The 18140-nt window shown below is 35.4% G+C and carries 7 protein-coding genes and 2 pseudogenes; 1 reads left to right on the top strand and 8 read right to left on the bottom strand.

The genetic code is table 11. The features are described 5' to 3' along the window. Positions 1-15 precede the first annotated feature (15 nt). Complete coding sequence (locus tag ABW636_RS00255) at positions 16-204, bottom strand: hypothetical protein (protein WP_367587935.1); 189 nt, start codon at positions 202-204, stop codon at positions 16-18. A 163-nt stretch (positions 205-367) separates the two neighbouring features. Here ABW636_RS00255 and ABW636_RS00250 point away from each other — a divergent pair, with 163 nt between their 5' ends. Continuing rightward, positions 368-949, top strand: coding sequence for a DUF4202 domain-containing protein (locus ABW636_RS00250; RefSeq protein ID WP_367587934.1), 582 nt, complete (start codon positions 368-370; stop codon positions 947-949). 15 nt (positions 950-964) lie between these two features. On the opposite strand, the gene ABW636_RS00245 is transcribed toward ABW636_RS00250, so the two are convergent. From ABW636_RS00245 to ABW636_RS00215, 7 genes and pseudogenes are all read right to left on the bottom strand, one after another. After that, a complete protein-coding gene (locus ABW636_RS00245) occupies positions 965-1825 on the bottom strand; it encodes a BadF/BadG/BcrA/BcrD ATPase family protein (protein WP_367587933.1) in 861 nt (286 codons plus the stop codon). Positions 1826-1902: 77 nt separating this feature from the next. After that, entirely contained in the window at positions 1903-2904 is a 1002-nt protein-coding gene (gene gap, locus ABW636_RS00240; RefSeq protein WP_367587932.1) for a type I glyceraldehyde-3-phosphate dehydrogenase, read from the bottom strand. A 55-nt stretch (positions 2905-2959) separates the two neighbouring features. Then, positions 2960-3946, bottom strand: coding sequence for a 6-phosphofructokinase (pfkA, locus tag ABW636_RS00235; protein WP_367587931.1), 987 nt, complete (start codon positions 3944-3946; stop codon positions 2960-2962). Positions 3947-4249: 303 nt separating this feature from the next. Then, positions 4250-4540: pseudogene (locus ABW636_RS00230) on the bottom strand (IS4 family transposase); the annotation flags it as partial. A gap of 24 nt (positions 4541-4564) precedes the next feature. After that, positions 4565-5475: pseudogene (locus ABW636_RS00225) on the bottom strand (IS1595 family transposase). Positions 5476-5717: 242 nt separating this feature from the next. Beyond that, entirely contained in the window at positions 5718-11813 is a 6096-nt protein-coding gene (locus tag ABW636_RS00220) for a GEVED domain-containing protein (protein ID WP_367587930.1), read from the bottom strand. Positions 11814-12284: 471 nt separating this feature from the next. After that, on the bottom strand, positions 12285-18110 hold the full coding sequence (locus tag ABW636_RS00215; protein ID WP_367587929.1) for a GEVED domain-containing protein: 5826 nt from the start codon (positions 18108-18110) through the stop codon (positions 12285-12287). Between the last annotated feature and the right edge of the window lie 30 nt (positions 18111-18140).

The following is an 18140-nucleotide window of genomic DNA, read 5'->3' as shown; positions in this document are numbered from 1 at the left end:
GTATGTACTTTTCATCTAACCAATATACGTATTAACACTGGTGATCAACTTACAAGAATTATGCAACATTTGCTTAAACCTTAGTGCTATTTCCTCGTCATTAAACTTCATCGCTTCACTAATACTATTTGACAATACCAACTCGCCAATAAGGTATTCTACAAAATAACTTTGATCATCAGTTAAAAGTACATATTCTGTCATAGAAAGTTAATTTCTCACGAACTCAAAAGGATTCAAATCAAGTTCGAAATATGTGATAAAAATAAGACTTAGGAGTATGTAAATAGTACGCCCTTCCAAATACTTTTTCACAGAAGTATTAACAATTAATAGTAACTTTGTATTTTTATCAAAATCATCATTTATGCCAGATAAACTCATAGATTCTTATATTCGTATTGATCAAGCCAATTCTGAAGACCCTAATAAAGAAGAAATTAATAAGGTTCTTGTTCCAAAAGAATTTCTCTATGGGCAGCGAATGACCGAAACCCTTGACCTTTTTGAGCCTGATGCTTCTGAAGCTTTAAAAATTGCAGCAAGAGCGCAACATATATGTAGATGGCAAATACCTCGTGATAGCTACCCAATGGATCGTGTTGGGTATTTAAAATGGCGTGAAGAACTGAAGACTTTTCATGCAGATAAAGTATCAGAAATTCTTAAAACTGTTGGGTATTCTGAAGAAACCATTATGCGGGTACGTTTTTTGATTCAAAAGAAAAAATTAAAGAAAGACGAAGAAACACAAACTTTAGAAGATGTTATTTGCCTGGTCTTTCTTAAGTATTATTACGAAAGTTTCTTGGCAAAACATACCGATAAAAAAGTAATTGATATTCTACAAAAAACATGGCGCAAAATGTCTGAAAAGGGTCATCAGGCTGCGTTGCAACTTTCTTATTCTGATAAAGCATTGGATTTGGTTAAACAAGCAATATCTTAAACAGATATTATATCACTACTTTTTTTTTACCAATCGGTCACGATAGTATTCTATAATACCATCTATAGGTCTTCTTACAATATTACCCAAAGTAAGGTTATTGGGTAGTAACACTCCTTTTATAATATCTTCACTAAAATGAGCAATAGAGCCAATAAAGTGAATAGGTACCCCTTGAGATTCTGGGAAGCACAATACTCTTGTTTCTACAAACTCTTGAATACCCTGCGAAAGTATTTTATCAAAATACGTATTTCGCTCACGTGTAAAAATAAATTCAGCAAATGATGCCAAATACGTATTTGGATTATCTTTTTTATAAAGATTTTCTTTAATTGCGTCAGAAGACAGGTCAAAATCTTGTTCAAATTCTGTTGCTATCTCTTGCGGCATTCTTTTATAATAATAGTCACAAATTAACTTCTTACCAAAGTAATTTCCACTTGCTTCATCCATCAAAACATATCCTAAAGAATCAACAGACATATGTATTTCTTTACCATCATAATAGCAGCTGTTAGATCCAGTTCCCAAAATACAAACCACGCCTGGTTCTGTGGTAGCTGCATAAACCGCTGCAATAATGTCTTCTTTGACTTCAACCACAGAAGCATTTCCAAAAAAATCTTCAAAAACCTTTTTTAGCATCGCAGTGGGTTTTTGAGTACCACACCCTGCTCCATAAAAATGAATGGTTTCTATCTGATCTTTATGTAAAAAGAGTTCTTCATTTTCTCTCAGCCTCTTCTCTAATAGAGTCTTTTCAAAAACCGCAGGGTTTAAACCTTTTGTTCGGGTTTTAAAAACAATCTCTCCCATATCATCAAGAAGAATCCAATCACATTTGGTTGAACCACCGTCTGCTAGTAAAATCATTTAATGTTAATTTGATATTCGTAAAAGCAAGTTTTTATAATTCTTAGGTACTCTTTCTTAGAATTTTAAGTTCGTGCCTATAAATTTCCAACGTATGCTGATAGTTCTATTAGTTTTGTAGAATACCCATATTCGTTATCATACCATGCTACAAGTTTAAAGAAATTATCATTAAGAGCTATCCCTGCAGAAGCATCAAATACAGAAGTTTTTGACTCTCCTACAAAGTCTTGCGAAACTACAGGCTCTTCTGTATATCCAAGAATTCCTTCTAATTCGGTTTCTGAAGCTTTTTTCATAACGGCTTTAAGCTCCTCATATGATACAGATTTTTTTGTTCTAACCGTCAAATCTACCACAGAAACATCTACAGTAGGAACTCTAAATGCCATACCGGTTAACTTTCCTTTTAATGCAGGTATTACCTTGGTAACCGCAACCGCAGCACCGGTTGTAGAAGGAATAATATTGTTAATAGCACTTCTACCTAATCTATAATTTTTCTTTGAAGGAGCATCTACTGTTGATTGCGTAGCAGTAGATGAGTGTACAGTTGTCATCAAGCCTTCTTCGATACCAAAATTGTCATTAATAACCTTGGCCAATGGTGCCAAACAATTTGTTGTACAAGAAGCATTAGAGACAATGGTATCAGAAGCTTTCACCTCTTGATGATTTACTCCCATTACAAACATTGGTGCATCTTTAGAAGGAGCCGAGATAACAACCTTCTTTGCTCCTGCTTTTAGGTGTGCATTAGCAGTTTCAAGCGTTGTAAAAATTCCTGTACATTCTAGAACAATAGCTACTTGTGCAGCATCCCATTTAAGGTTTTCAGGATTTCGTTCGGCGGTTACTCGAATTTCTTTTCCATCTACCACAAGGCTTCCATTCTTTACCTCAACGGTTCCATCATATCTGCCGTGTACAGAGTCATACTCTAACAAATATGCCAAATGTTCTACCGGCAACAGATCATTGATTGCAACAATTTCTAAATTATCTTGTTTTGCGGCAACCCTAAAGGCTATTCTACCTATTCTTCCAAAACCGTTAATTCCAATTTTCAACGTACCCATTATTTAAATTTTTAGTTGTGTTAATAATAATTCTGATGTGGTTATATTGTGAAAGCTATACCGATGTGATATCGGCTACTTTTATTAAATTATCATGTTTTTGCACTCTCTTTTCTAATGCATCAATAAGAGGGACTATGGTTACTTCTTTATGTGCAATACCTACCATAACTCCTTGTTTTCCATCTAGCAATACTTCTACTGCTCCTACTCCCAGTTTACTCGCTAATACTCGGTCTGAACAGCTAGGTGGGCCACCTCGTTGTATATGCCCTAACACAGAAACTCTTACTTCGTAATCATCCAAGTTTTCTTCAACATATTCACCCAATTCGAATATATTTTTACCCGATTTATCTCCTTCGGCAACTACAATAATACTTGAAGTCTTTCCTGTTTTTTTACTCTTTTTAAGAGATTCTAAAAGCCGTTCTACACCCATATTCTCTTCAGGAATAAGAATTTCTTCTGCTCCTGCTCCTATCCCTGCATTAAGTGCAATATCCCCCGCATCACGCCCCATAACTTCTATTAAGAACAATCGATTATGAGAACTTGCAGTATCTCTTATTTTATCAATAGCCTCTACTACAGTATTTAAAGCAGTATCATAACCTATTGTATAATCAGTACCATTAATATCATTATCTATAGTAGCAGGAATACCTACTACCGGAAATTGAAATTCTTCAGACAACTTTAATGCACCCGTAAAGCTTCCATCTCCTCCTATTACAATAAGGGCATCAATAGCATTATCCACCAGATTTTTATGAGCCTTCTCTCTTCCTTCAACAGTTCTAAATTCTTGCGAACGGGCAGATTTAAGAAAGGTCCCTCCTTTATTAATAATATTTCGCACAGAACGTGCATTTAATTCTTCAATATCATTATTGATAAGACCATCATACCCTTTAAAAACGCCATAACATTGTACCTCATAATAGCTACACGCTCTTACTACAGCACGTATAGCAGCATTCATACCAGGAGCATCTCCTCCCGAAGTTAATACAGCAATATTTTTAATGTTTTTTGTCATCGAAGCCAAATCTATCGTTATTGAGAGTAATAACCTAATTCTATCAAAAACTACAACGTTTTCGGTTGATAAGTTCAGGGGTTATTTAAAAAAAGTAGCCTCATAGAAAGTGATTATGTTAAAAAAACGTTCCTTATCAGAATATTTTAACAGTAGTAAAAATTACTTTTCTTTTAAAAGCACAAAGTCGCATAAATATTCTCACTGTTGCTAGTGTTTTTTTACATATTTCTTCACAAGCATCCGAAAGTTTTTTAAAATAGTGAATAAACCTTTATTTCCCCTTTTACATATGTTGTTATTCTATATTTGTGATGAAAATAAGTCATCTTTGAACTTCATTTTTTGTTGATTTGGAGGCTTTGCTTTTTTAACCTTTGTATCGATTTGATTGCACACATAGTCTAGGCCGAGATAAAAACATAAGCAATTCCTTATTTTTTCCACGAAATTAGAAAAAGCATGTTTTTTCTTAGCTATAATCCGCACAATGAGTTGTAGCAACAAGTAATTTATCAGGGCTACATAGATTTGAGACTTCATGGCATTTTTTGATGTGCCAAGAAAAGTTTTGATCTGTAAATTTTGTTTTATTGATTAGTGAATATCCGTTTTCGCTCATAATCCAGTAATTCCTGATATTACCAGCTTATCGAATAGTTTTTCTTCAAAATATCTTTCTATTAAGTTTATAAACAAATTCGTTTAGGTAAAGCTGTAGGTATTCCCCTTTTATTTTGTGATAGTTTCCTAATAAATTTCGTTTGGCATTACTTATAGTTATATGTACCCATTTCAAAGTCTCTTTAGTAGTATCGTTATCTGATTTTTCACTAATATGGAGCTCTACCAAATCTGCAATATCAACATATGAGGTGCTTTTATCAGTAAAAACAATACTTTGTTCATTATAAGGATTCTTTGAGAGTATCATTTACACCTTCAGCCTTATGATCTGTAAGTACTTTAGCTTTAAAACAAAGATATTGGCGATCTTTTTTACCAGTTTTGGGATCTTCCAAAGGAATTGATTCTGCCATAATCATTACATTTTGTTTTCTTAATGCACCACGAACTCTTCTACCTTTTTGTTGCTCTATTTCAGAAGATTCAACCGTAAAATAACCTTCATCCATTTCTATCATAACTCCTAATGTATAGCGAGCATCCCTGTTGCTCATCGCTTTACGGAGTTTGTGAACCATAGCCCAAACTGGCTCATATCTTTTTAGACCAAGCTGCTTCTGGATTTCTTTTGAAGAAAATCCTTTTTTAGTAGTAGTCATCAAAAACATCGTCTTATACCATATCATAAAAGACAGATTAGAATTTTGCATACTAGTACCCCTTCGTAAAGAAGTACGACCTCGGCAAGATTTACATTCATAACTCCAAACAGCTTTTATCCAATAATGCTCATTATGACCACAGCGTTGACATTTCACTCCAATCTTATCTCTTTCTTCTTTAAAATGAAAACGACAAGCTTCTTCTCTATCAAAATGAGCGGTAAAAATGAAAATATTCATAGCGTCGTTTTTAGATAAAATAAAGCTTTTTATATAATGAGTAGTAATTACTGATATTCATAAAGAATTAAACTTTTTTCAGATAATAATAAAGAGCCTTGAAAAACTTTTTCAGGGCCCTTTATATATCTAAAAGGATGCGAGATGCTATCAGAACACTTCTATAAACAAATCGGGAGCTATTATAGCTCCCGATTTTACTAAACAATTTGATGATATCTCCTATATGGAGTGTAATTATATTACCTTCTTACTATAACTCTTGCTATACCAGTTCTGCCATTATTATTAATATTAAGCAAATACAATCCATTAGCTAAAGAACTTACATCTAGATTAGTGGTAGTTCCTTCTCCTATATTCTGTATTGTACGATCTAATACTCTTGTACCGCTACTGTTATATAGCTGTACTATTGCAGATCCACTCACCTCGCTGCTCCATTTCACAATCACATCATTAACAACTGGGTTTCTAACAATTGTAAAGAAAGATGTTTCTACAGACAATGACTTTGCAGCTGTTATATTAATAGTATAATCTTCATACTCTCCATAACGCACATCATTAGTACCTGTATCACATGGGTTCTTTTCCAGAGGATAATATGAAACTAACAGTCGCATTCTAATGTCCCCTGCCGTCGCATTTTGTGGTACCGTAACAGAAACCTCTCCTACCAAATTACTTGTTTTGGCAAGTTCAAGACTCTCATCTGCATCTGCAAAGTCTCCATCTCTATTCCAATCGAAGAAAGCATAAACCTCATCGCTTGCTCCTCCTTGATAACCAATGATATCAACTCTAAGATTATGACTAGTTCCTGCATTTACTGTAGCAGATATCGATGTAAAGTCATCATACCCACTGGCATTTCTAACAGAAGAATTATTAATCCCTGCAAAAGTAACATTAGTTATTCCTTCTGGTCCAGCATTACCATCTGCAGAACAATATGTAGGTGCAGGTATTGTAGTACTAGTTGTTGTTACATTTACTGTGTTACTGGACACTGACTCATTTCCTAAGGCATCTTTAGCTATTACAGAAAAGGCATATGTCGTATTCGCCGTTAATCCCGTTACATTATAAGAAGTACCAGTAACCGTAGTTAAATGAGTCGTTCCTTGGTATACATCATATCCTGTTACTCCTACATTATCTGTAGATGCGTTCCAATTAAGGATTAAGGTAGTTGGCTCTACACTTGATGCTGTTAAATTAGTTGGTGCACTTGGTGCTTGTGTATCAGAAGCTTGCTGTGTTGTTACATTTACTGTATTACTAAAAGTTGATTCATTTCCTGCTGCATCCTTGGCTTTTACCGAGAAAGCATACGCTGTACTAGCTGTTAGTCCAGATACATCATAGGTTGTACCCGTTACAGTAGCTAATCTGGTTGCTCCTTGATATATGTCGTATCCTACAACACCAATATTATCAGTAGATGCTATCCACCTCAAATGTAAAGTCGTTTGTGTTACACTAGATGCAGTCAAACTAGTAGGTGCACTTGGCGCCTGTGTATCAGAAATATCTCCATCACCCACGACGATATTGTAATCTTCTACTTCTCCATAGGCTATATTAACACATGGACTATTACCGTCGGCAGCATTATAACCTAATACAATACGCATTCTGGTCGTTCCTTCTGTTGCTGTACTTGGTACTGCAATCGATAATTCACGAATCGCATCGGTAGTTTTTGTAGTTATCTCAAACTTCTCACCTGCATCGGTAAAGTCTCCATCGATATTCCAGTCAATCCAAGCATAAACTTCATTATTGGCTCCTCCCTGCCATCCGGTAAACGTAACTTTTAAGTTATGAGAAGCTCCTCTTGAAACACTAGCTGTAGTACCTGAGGTATTATCCTGATATCCATCTGTCGCTTTAGTTGTAGTGTTATTGATCCCTGCAAAGTTGACATTTGTAATATAATCATCTGCATTGTTATTACCTTTCATATCACAATAGATAGGTGTTATACCACCTGCAGTAGTTACATTTACAGTATTACTAGATGCTGACTCATTACCTGCAGCGTCCTTAGCTTTTACAGAGAAAGTATATGCAGTACCGGCTGTTAAACCTGTTACATTATAAGAAGTACCTGTTACAGTCGTTAATCGGGTAGTTCCTTGATATACATCATATCCTACAACACCAATATTATCTATAGATACCAACCAATTTAAACTTAGTGTTGTTTCGGCTATATTAGTAGCTTCCAAATTACTTGGTGCACTTGGTACTTCTGTATCTGATGCGTTAGCAGTTGTTACATCTAAGGAAGTATTAGTTGATTCATTACCTACCGCATCTGTAGCCTTTACAGAGAAACTGTACGCTGTACCTGCTGTCAAACCCGTTGCATTATAAGTTGTACCAGTAACTGTGGTTAATCGTGTAGATCCTATATACACATCATATCCTGTAACTCCTACATTGTCTGTTGAAGCTGTCCAACTTAAACTTAAGGTCGTTTGAGCTACATTAGAAGCTACTAAATTGGTTGGTGCGCTTGGTGCTTGTGTATCCACAGGAGCAGTTCCACCAACAGTTACGGTATAATCCTCTACTTCACCAATCCCGTTATTAGTACCACAAGGGTCTGGAGCAAAAGTATAACCTGAACGAACACGTAGTCTTAGGTTTGTATTCACCACTGCATCAGCTGGAGGTGTTACCGTTGCCGTATATGCTACTGCACCGGATTTTTTTAGTATCACATCTTCTGGATTTAAAAAGTCTTTATCGTTATACCAGTCTATCCAAGCCATTACATGATTAGGATCCCATTGTGCATTAAGTGTTATCGTTAATGTCGTAGATTGTCCTTTTTGCAAGTTGGTACTTTGTGCTGTAAAGTCATTATATGGATTGTGAGTTGTAGATGTATTATTTATACTTCCGAAACTTACATTCGTAATATTTAATGTATTGTTGGTATCATCTGTTTGAGCAGCGCAAATTTCGGTAAATACCTGGCAAGGTGCACATGCCCCACCACAGTCTATTTTATCTTCATTTCCGTTTTTAATTCCATCGTCACAAGTTGGGCATATTTCACAAGATGTTCCTCCACAATCTATATCGGTTTCATCTCCATTTTGCTCTCCGTCATTACAAGAGGCATTAGAGATTCCTATTTTCACTTGATAATCTTCTACTTCTCCTCGTGTATTAGCAGTTCCACAAGGTAAGTTACTGTTATTATCATCTACTCTTAATCGCATTCTGGTTACTCCTAATTTGGCATTCGATGGAACATTCACAGTTATTTCACCTACTCCATTAGAAGTTTTAGTTACTACTACTGCCTCATTCTGATCTGAAAAATCATAGTCGTTATTCCAATCGAACCATGCATGAATTTTGGCAGCAGAACCACCATTCCATCCAACTACATTGACCTTTAACGGGTAACTTTTTCCTTGAGCTACAAAAGCTGTATGCCCTGTATAATCTGTATATCCAGTCTCATCTCTAGAAGATGAGTTATCGATTCCAGCAAACTCTACTTTAGTAATACCTTCGGTACCATGAGTTCCTTTGGCAGTACAATAGGTTTGTACATCGTCAGAGTCTATAGATCCGGCTTTTATACTAGCGTTAGGAATACCTTGAATACCATATTCTAAAATCTCACAGGTTCTTCCTCCGGTACCCACTCTAAGCCTAAACCATCCATAATGCATTTTACCTGATCGTTGCATTCTTATTCCAACATATGCAGTTCTTCCACTCCAGGTTGTAAATGTTTTAGAATGAATCATATGTTGCCCTCTTTCTTCATTAAACTCTCTTGCCGATTGCCATGTGCTATTAGGTCCAATTACTGTTCCTGCACTCAATGGTGTCACTTCATAATTAGCATTGGCGACAACATCTCTACCAAAAGAGATTAATTTATCTCCAGGAAAATCATTGATCTCTGCATTATAATCCTGGAACATATATCCCTGGTTTATATTAGATAAACTATAACTAGCTGGCATTACTACTACCCAACCTCCATTGGTCGGAGTTGAACCTGTATTATATCTATTAACAGGGCTTACTTCTTGAGAAAAAGCACCTCCTATATATTCTACATTTAAAGGAAATTCTTTGAACTCTACCTGAGATCCCGCACCATTGGCGAAAATTTCATCCTTAAATTTTACTCTAATATTCTTTACATAGCCATTTGGAAATTGTGCCCAATTGCTATTTTTTGCTATACCCGTCATAGACAACTTGATTTGTCTAGAATTGGTCACGGTAGCTTTAAAATTTAATCCATCTGGCACATTGGTTACCGTATAGTGAGTACCAACAACCAAATTACCAGATACTGATAAATTAGCATCTTTTACATCAACAGTAATTTCGTTACCAATGGTACCATCATTCTTTTCTGATTCAAGGAAACGATCACTAGAGTACACTAAGTTTGGTACTGCTACTTTTGCTTGTATCGATTTTCCTGGATCTGGATTTAAACCAAAAGTGGTTAGTTCTGCATATTCTCCATTAGAAGATACTCTTATTCGTAACCAACCATATACATGACCTCCTGTAATTGTAGGTATTCTAATTGCTGCATACCCAGTTCGGCCATTCCATGCAGTATAATTAGGTCCTGTTACTACTGGTGGTGACAAATGTGCTACTTGCTTACCTATCCATTCTCCAGAAGTGGTAGCACTAATTACTGTACCTTCTGTTAAGCTTTTTACATTAATTGTACCTGGATTACATAATAATTCAAAGTCCATTGAATTATTATCCAATCCAATGGTATTACCATTATAGTTACGTACTCTTGTTCTAAACTGTCCTCCAATAACCAAAGAATTAAACTCTGAACCAATCGCACTTACATAATCATGTGTCGAACGTCCTGCTGTAATGGCAGGAGAATACATTTCATAGTAAGGTGTATAAGGATCAATAAAGTTAACGTTATATTTTCCGGTTTGAGAGAATAATGAACCAACACCTCCTACAATTGCAGGATTTAATAATGTAATACTAATCTCTTTAGAATCTGCCTCACTATGATTGGTTGCATTACCAGTAAAAGTGATATATGCATTTTCATTATCTTCTACTGTAATTCTAGGAGTCAAACCGCTAGGTACTCCTGTTGCAGTAAAGTGAACTCCCTCTTGCATCTGCCCTGTTACAGCAAATTTAGCTCCGCTAACTGCTTTTAATCTTTTCTTATTAAGGATGCTTCCGTTATTATTGTCAAAACCTTCTATAAAAGCCAAGGCCTGATCCACTGCGGTATCATCACTTCTTTGGAAAGTAAATATTACCCTTGGGCCCAAGTCTGCTTGTTGTGTCCCGGTAGCTATAAGGTTACTATCTTGCCATAAAGTAATACGTGCTTCATGTTGTAAACTAGCTTCCATTCTTGCTACCTGTCCTTTGGTAAACATAGACTCACAAGGGTTATAATCCATATGGTTCTGATAATTGATCAATTGACCAAAACAATTGGTTACTCCCGTATTACATGTATTTCCAGCTCCTGTGGCTTGCCCTGATGTACAAGGAGGTGTATCAGCTACCCCATCACCTTTATCATCTCCAGATACACAACCAGCGTTAAAGGTATGATGTAGGTTAAGGAAGTGTCCAAATTCATGTGTTAAAGATGATGCTGGTGGTTCATAAATCAAATACTTACCATTATATACTACCCTTGCCGTACCTGCATCAGACATACTTTTAAGAGGGAACCAAGCAATACCAGAGTCAGTATCACTACCAGAATTAACCACTTCCTGAATATGCACATTAAAATACTTATAGTTATCCCATGCATATTTTGCTATTTCTTCATCATTAGTTTGAAGACCAAACCCTTCTTTTCTTTCGTGATAAATGATTCCTGTTGTAGTATTACCATTTGGATCAATCTGAGCCAACCTAAATTCAATATTCATTCCCCCTTCTATGGTACTAAAAGAGTTATCTACTGCATCATTAAACCCCTTAAAATCGGCATTAATATTAGCTAACGATTGTTTCACTCTTTCATCGGTAATAGTTCTTGATTCACCTGTTCTTGGGTTGTCAGAATAATTTGCATCATAAATATGGAACACTACCGGAATGATATATGGACCGGCTTTAGCATTTCTACTAAAGGTTCTTCCTCTTAATGCTATTTCTTCTCTAATTTTTTTCTCAAAAGCCTGTTGACGTATAACCTCTTCTGGATGGTTTTCCAGATATTTACTCATCCTTTGATCAAAAGGACATGATTGTTCCTGTGCGGTGATTGATGCCATAGAAAACAGCAACATAATTAGTAATAAGTTGTAGTAAATTTTCATAAAAACGTAAAGTTTGTGTTAAATAAAGGGCAAATTTACAATTACCTATATTTTACAGATAGCATTAAATTACCCGAACATAATACTAAAGAAACCAATCGTAAGTAAATTCTTATTTTTATGTAGGTTTTTTAGATACCGACAGCACTACTTATTTACGGAAAAACATTAATACAAAACAGACAAAACACAAAGAACATCGGGCACACGTCAATATTTTCACATTTGAGTACGAAAAATCCATTACACCTCCTTAAAATCTAAGAAAACGACTATGCCAATACATTTCATCACACTAAACATCTTATCTTACAACAATATCAATCAACGTCAAAAAACGACATTTTATGGATTCAATCTTAAACTATATACACTCTAAAAAAACCCTTACAAAAACAAATCGGGGACAAAAAAGTCCCCGATTTTTACTATACCGATAAGTATCGTGTTTAATTACTATAAACTATTTAACTACCTTCCGATCATAACTCTTTTCGTTTCTTGTTGATTTTGATTTTGAATTTTAGCGAAATACAATCCATTAGACAAAGCACTTACATCTATAGAAATAGTATTTTCTCCTATATTTTGAATTGCACGATCCAATACTTTTGTACCATTACTACTATACAATTCTAATTTAGCAGATCCACTTACTGTACTATCAAATTTCACTCTTAAATCATCCCCGCTTTTAACTGGAATATTAACTATTTTAAAGAAAGACGTTCTTAGCGATAATGACTTAGCTGCCGTAATATTAAGAGTATAATCCTCATACTCTCCATAGCGAACATCATTAGTACCGGTATCACATGGATTCTTTTCCAACGGATAGTATGACACTAACAATCGCATTCTAATATCTCCTGCTACTGCCGTTTGTGGTATAGTAACTGAAATTTCTCCTACAAGATTACCTGTTTTGGTTAGCTCAAGACTCTCATCTGCATCTGCAAAGTCTCCATCGCTATTCCAATCGAAGAACGCATAGATTTCATCATCTGCTCCACCATTATACCCTGCGATATCTACTCTTAGGTTATAACTGCTTCCTGCGTTTACATTTCCTGATATAGAAGTAAAGTCATCATATCCACTTGCATTTCTAACAGATGAATTATTAATTCCTGCAAACGTAACATTGGTTATTCCTTCTGGACCTGCATTACCAGTAGCACTACAATACGTAGGACTTGGATTTGTTGGAGATATTCTATCTACGGTAATCGAATTGCTAGATACATCAAAATTACCTGAAGCCAAACTACTATCTGTGATTGCTTTACCAACTGCATTTAAAGTCCCTTCATAAGCAATACCATATACTTTACAGATACCTACAGTAGCTCCTTCGAAGTCATGCGAAGCTGTTTCAACTACTAATACATTATCATTAGCATCAGTAATTAAGTACGAATAATTTGTTCCTGAAGAATTTGCATTGGTAAAACTAATAACATCTGCAATACCATCACCGGTTATCGTAGTAACTTGTATCTGATTATCGTTTGTCACTACAGTACCTCCATTCACAGTAGGAGTAGTTTGCTGTGTAGTAACATTTATAGAGCCACTATTTGCAAAATTACTTGCTGCATCCAATGCTCTTACAAAGTAAGTATATGTAGTTCCTGCCGTTAATCCAGAATCATTGAAAGAAGTAGTGGATACTGTACCTTGACTTTGATTATTTCTAAACACTTCATAACCCGTAACACCAACATTATCTGTAGCGGCATTCCATGTTAATATCAAAGTGGTTTGTGCAACATTAGATGCCACTACATTAGTAGGAGATGTAGGTGCCTGAGTATCTACAGGAGTCGAACCTCCTATAACAACTGTATAATCTTCTACTTCATTACCATTATTAGATGAGGTGCCACAAGGATCAGGGTTACTAAACCATTTATAACGTACTCTTAACTTTGTTGCCCCACTTTGAGCATCATTTGGTACAGTAACGTTAGCAGTTTCTCCTCCCGAACCTGGAGACTTCATCAACACTTCTTCTCCTGCATCTTCAAAATCACCGTCTCTGTTCCAGTCAATCCATGCTCCAACTACATTAGAGCTCCAATTACTTAATGCTGGATTAGGATTTACGGTTAAAGAAAGTGTTTGTCCTTTGGTAACATTGGTGCTCTGCGATGTAAAATCAGAATAAGCACTATTACCACTGGTATTATTAATATCACCAAAAATAACTTCGGCAATATTATTCCCTCCTTGGTTACCAGCATTACAATAACCGGTAGGTAATGTAGGATCTGGATTTGTAGTATCACTATCTGTAGTGACATTTATAGCACTACTATTTGTAGAATTACCAGCCGCATCCAATGCTCTTACAAAGTAAGTATATGTAGTTCCTGCCGTTAATCCAGAATCATTGAAAGAAGTAGTGGATACTGTACCTTGACTTTGATTATTTCTAAACACTTCATAACCCGTAACACCAACATTATCTGTAGCGGCATTCCATGTTAATATCAAAGTGGTTTGTGCAACATTAGCCGTTGCTAGATTAGTAGGGGATGAAGGTGATTGGGTATCTACAGGAGCAGATCCCCCAATAGTAATGGTATAATCTTCTACTTCTCCAAGACCTGTTCTTGTACCACAAGGACTAGGTATATCGGTATACCCTGCACGCACTCTCATTCTTAGACTGGTGTTAATCACAGCATCTGCAGGAGGCGTTACACTTGTAGAATAGATTGCTCCAGATGGTCCTTTTCCCGATTTCTGCATCACTACATCCTCTGTATTTAAGAAATCCTTATCATTATACCAATCTATCCAAACCATCACTTGATTAGGATCCCAATTATTATTAAGAGTTACTGTCAAAGTAGTTGACTGCCCTTTCTCTAGATTAGTAGTTTGACTTGTAAAATTATTATAAGAATTATGTATAATTGTAGAATTATTAATACTACCAAAACTCACATTAGTTATATTTAGAGTATTATTAGCATCTGTTGTTTCGGCAGCACAAATTTCGGTAAATACCTCACAAGGTTTACATGAACCACCGCAATCTATTTTTTCTTCATCACCATTTTTAATTCCATCTTCACAAGTAGCAATCTCTTCATTAGAAATAAACATTCCATAATCTTCTACTTCTCCAGTACCTGTAGATCCACAATCATTCGTATTATTACTTCTGGATACTCTAAAACGAATACTAGAACCTTCTAATAAAGCATTTGTTGGCACTGTTACTGTAGCTTCTCCTGTAGTTTGCCCATTAGGAATATCTAACTCAATTCTTTCACCGGTATCTCTATAATCTTTATCCTGATTCCAATCAAAGAATGCATAAATTTCATTGGTACTATTTCCAGAAATTTCAACTTTAATGTCATACGATTCACCTCTTACCAATTTTGCTACATTATCTGATTGATCATCATAACCAGAATCAGGTCTTGCCGTAGAATTATCAATATTGGCAAAAGTTACCCGTTTGATATGATCTGGCCCAAAAGAACTACCTGCTGTACAATAATCCTGAACACTATTAGATGTTAATTCTCCTGCTCTAATATCGGCTTCAGGGATTCCACTAATTCCGTATTCTTCAACCGTGATCTGTGTACCATTTGAGCTTACTTTTATTTTAATCCATCCATAATGCATTCTTCCTGATCTTCTTATTCGAACTCCAACATATGCCGTTCTACCTCTCCACGCAGTGTAAGTATCAGAGATCAGCATGTGTTGCCCTCTTCCTAAATGATATTGTCTACCTTGTTTCCAAGAACTATTTGGCCCAATTAATACTCCTTTATTTAAAGGAGTTAATTCAAAATTATTATTCGCAACAGCATCTTTTCTAAAAGAAATAAGTTTAATACCAGGGAATTCATTATTAGTATTAGAAGCCGGATATTCCTGAAATTGATAGCTCGAAGATCTATTTGAAAGTTGATCAGTAAAATTAATCATAGTAAACTGACCAGGGGGAGAAGACAACGATTGCCCTACACTAAAAGTAGCTCTGGCAACATTGTTTCCTATATAAGATTTACCTATTTTTTCGATCCCAAAATTAAAATCTTTAAACTCTACATTAGGATTGACAAATGCTACGTCCAAAAATTTGAATTTAATATCTCTAACTGCAGCCCAAGCTTTTGTAGCAGAAGAAGAGTTAATACCATCCATTACTCCTTCCATCCTCAACTTTACTTGAGTAGAACTTGTAGCATTCACTTTTAATATTAACCCAGGAGGTATATTTTCTACAGTATAATGTACTCCTCTAGACAAAGCTCCTGTTTTAGAAAATGTTGTACTTTTGAGATCTACAGTAATTTCGTTTTCTATAGTATTATCGTTTTTAACGCTTTCCAAAAATCTATCAGAAGAATAAATCAAATGTGCTCTCTCTACTCTTGCTGTAATTGCTTTTCCTGGGTCTGGGTTGAGGGCAAAACTAGTAACGTCTGCCTCTTCTCCATTAGAAGACACTATAGCTTTTAACCATCCATATACATAAGTACCTGTAGGAGTCGGAACCCTAATTGCCACATAACCGGTTCTGTTTCTCCAAGTAGTATAGGTAGGACTTGACAGTACCGGAGGAGACACAATAGAACTTTCTGGTTTCTTTGCCCAAGTACCACTAGTATTAGCATTAATGTTAGTATTTTCCGAAAAATACTTTACGTTAATTGTATTGGCATCACATAAGATTTCAAATCCCTGAGCAAAATTATCGATAGTAAGTTGATCACCATCATACATTTTTAACCTGGTTCTTAATTGCCCTCCAATTATTAAAGAATTAAATTTTGAATTTACATCAGATACCGGATTTGTGCCAGAACGCCCAATATGTAAAAAAGGACTATATGACTCATAATATATCTGATATGTATCTAAGAACTTTAATTTAAAAGTTCCTGAAGTCGAGTGTAATGAAGAAACTCCTCCTGTTATGGCAGGATTTAATATCGTGATCGTTACCGTTGTTGAGTTATTTTCTTCATGGTTAGTAGCATTACCTGTAAAACTTAATATAGCATTTTCATCATCTGTAACATTAAGTACAGGAGTAAGGCCCGCTGGCACACCTGATGCAGAGAAATGAGTCCCCAATTGCAAGTTTCCCGTCACAGCAAACTTGGCACCACCAACTGCTTTTATTCTTTTCTTATTTTGAATTGCACCATTATTTGCAAAATCTTCCAAAATGTTTAAAGACTTATCAATGTCACTATCATCGGGTAACTGATAATTAAACAATACTCTGGCTCCTAAATCATTTTTTACACCTGTAGCTATTAAATTTGCGTCGGTCCATAAGGTTTTACGTGCATCATGATCTAACCAAGTTGTCATACGTGCTACCTGTCCTTTGGTAAACATAGATTCACAAGGATTATAGTCCATATGGTTTTGATGATTAATTAAATTACCAAAACAGTTTGTCTTACCAGAAACACACGATCTTCCTCCTGGTGCCGCAGAAGTATTTCCTTTTGTTGGAGGAGTATCTGCTACTTTATCTCCATTATCATCTCCTGCAACACATCCACCACCACCAAAAGTGTGGTCTAATCCTAACCAATGTCCAAATTCATGAGTTAATGAAGATGCTGGTGGATCATAGATAGTATATCGTCCATTATAAACAACCCTTGCTATTCCCTCATCAGACATTCCTGTAGCAGGGAACCAAGCGATTCCTGATTGTGTTTTACTTCCTGCTTTTATAATTAATTGCATATGAACATTCATATACTTATAATTATCCCAAGCAAACTTCGCTATCTCGGCATCATTAGTTCCATTTAAACCAAAACCTTCTTTATATTCATGAAAAATAATACCATTTGTAGTATTTCCATCAGGATCTATTTGAGCTAATTTAAATTCTATGTCCATACCCCCTTCAATATTTGCAAATGCAGGGTCAACCGAATCATTAAAACCTTGAAAGTTTGCATTAATATCTGCTACTGCCTGTCTAACTCTTTCTTCAGTAACATCTACATTCTTATCATTAGTTATCGGCCAGTCGTTACCATAAATATGAAATACCACAGGTATAATATACTTACTCGCTTTTTTGCTATATTTTGCATTATTGAATAGCTCTTTTTTGAATTCTGCTTTTTTCATAAAAGCAATATTCTTTGCTAATTCATCAGGATTTTCTTGGTAATATTCTCCCATTCCTTTGGGAAAAGAACATGAGTTGTGTTCTTGTGCAGTTGAAGTAATTGCTGAAATAAAAAACAACAAAAACGCCCCAAGAATTTGGTAATAATTTTTCATAACAATGTAAAGTTTGTGTTAATTAATTAC

Origin of the sequence: Aquimarina discodermiae, from assembly GCF_040786235.1 — a bacterium.
Lineage (GTDB): Bacteria > Bacteroidota > Bacteroidia > Flavobacteriales > Flavobacteriaceae > Aquimarina.
This window is presented reverse-complemented; position numbering and strand designations above follow the sequence as displayed.

Bases quoted from the DNA above. Each gene is read 5' to 3' on its own strand.
- ABW636_RS00255 (WP_367587935.1), bottom strand. From the start codon at position 204: ATGACAGAATATGTACTTTTAACTGATGATCAAAGTTATTTTGTAGAA.
- ABW636_RS00250 (WP_367587934.1), top strand. From the start codon at position 368: ATGCCAGATAAACTCATAGATTCTTATATTCGTATTGATCAAGCCAAT.
- ABW636_RS00245 (WP_367587933.1), bottom strand. From the start codon at position 1,825: ATGATTTTACTAGCAGACGGTGGTTCAACCAAATGTGATTGGATTCTT.
- gap (WP_367587932.1), bottom strand. From the start codon at position 2,904: ATGGGTACGTTGAAAATTGGAATTAACGGTTTTGGAAGAATAGGTAGA.
- pfkA (WP_367587931.1), bottom strand. From the start codon at position 3,946: ATGACAAAAAACATTAAAAATATTGCTGTATTAACTTCGGGAGGAGAT.
- ABW636_RS00220 (WP_367587930.1), bottom strand. From the start codon at position 11,813: ATGAAAATTTACTACAACTTATTACTAATTATGTTGCTGTTTTCTATG.
- ABW636_RS00215 (WP_367587929.1), bottom strand. From the start codon at position 18,110: ATGAAAAATTATTACCAAATTCTTGGGGCGTTTTTGTTGTTTTTTATT.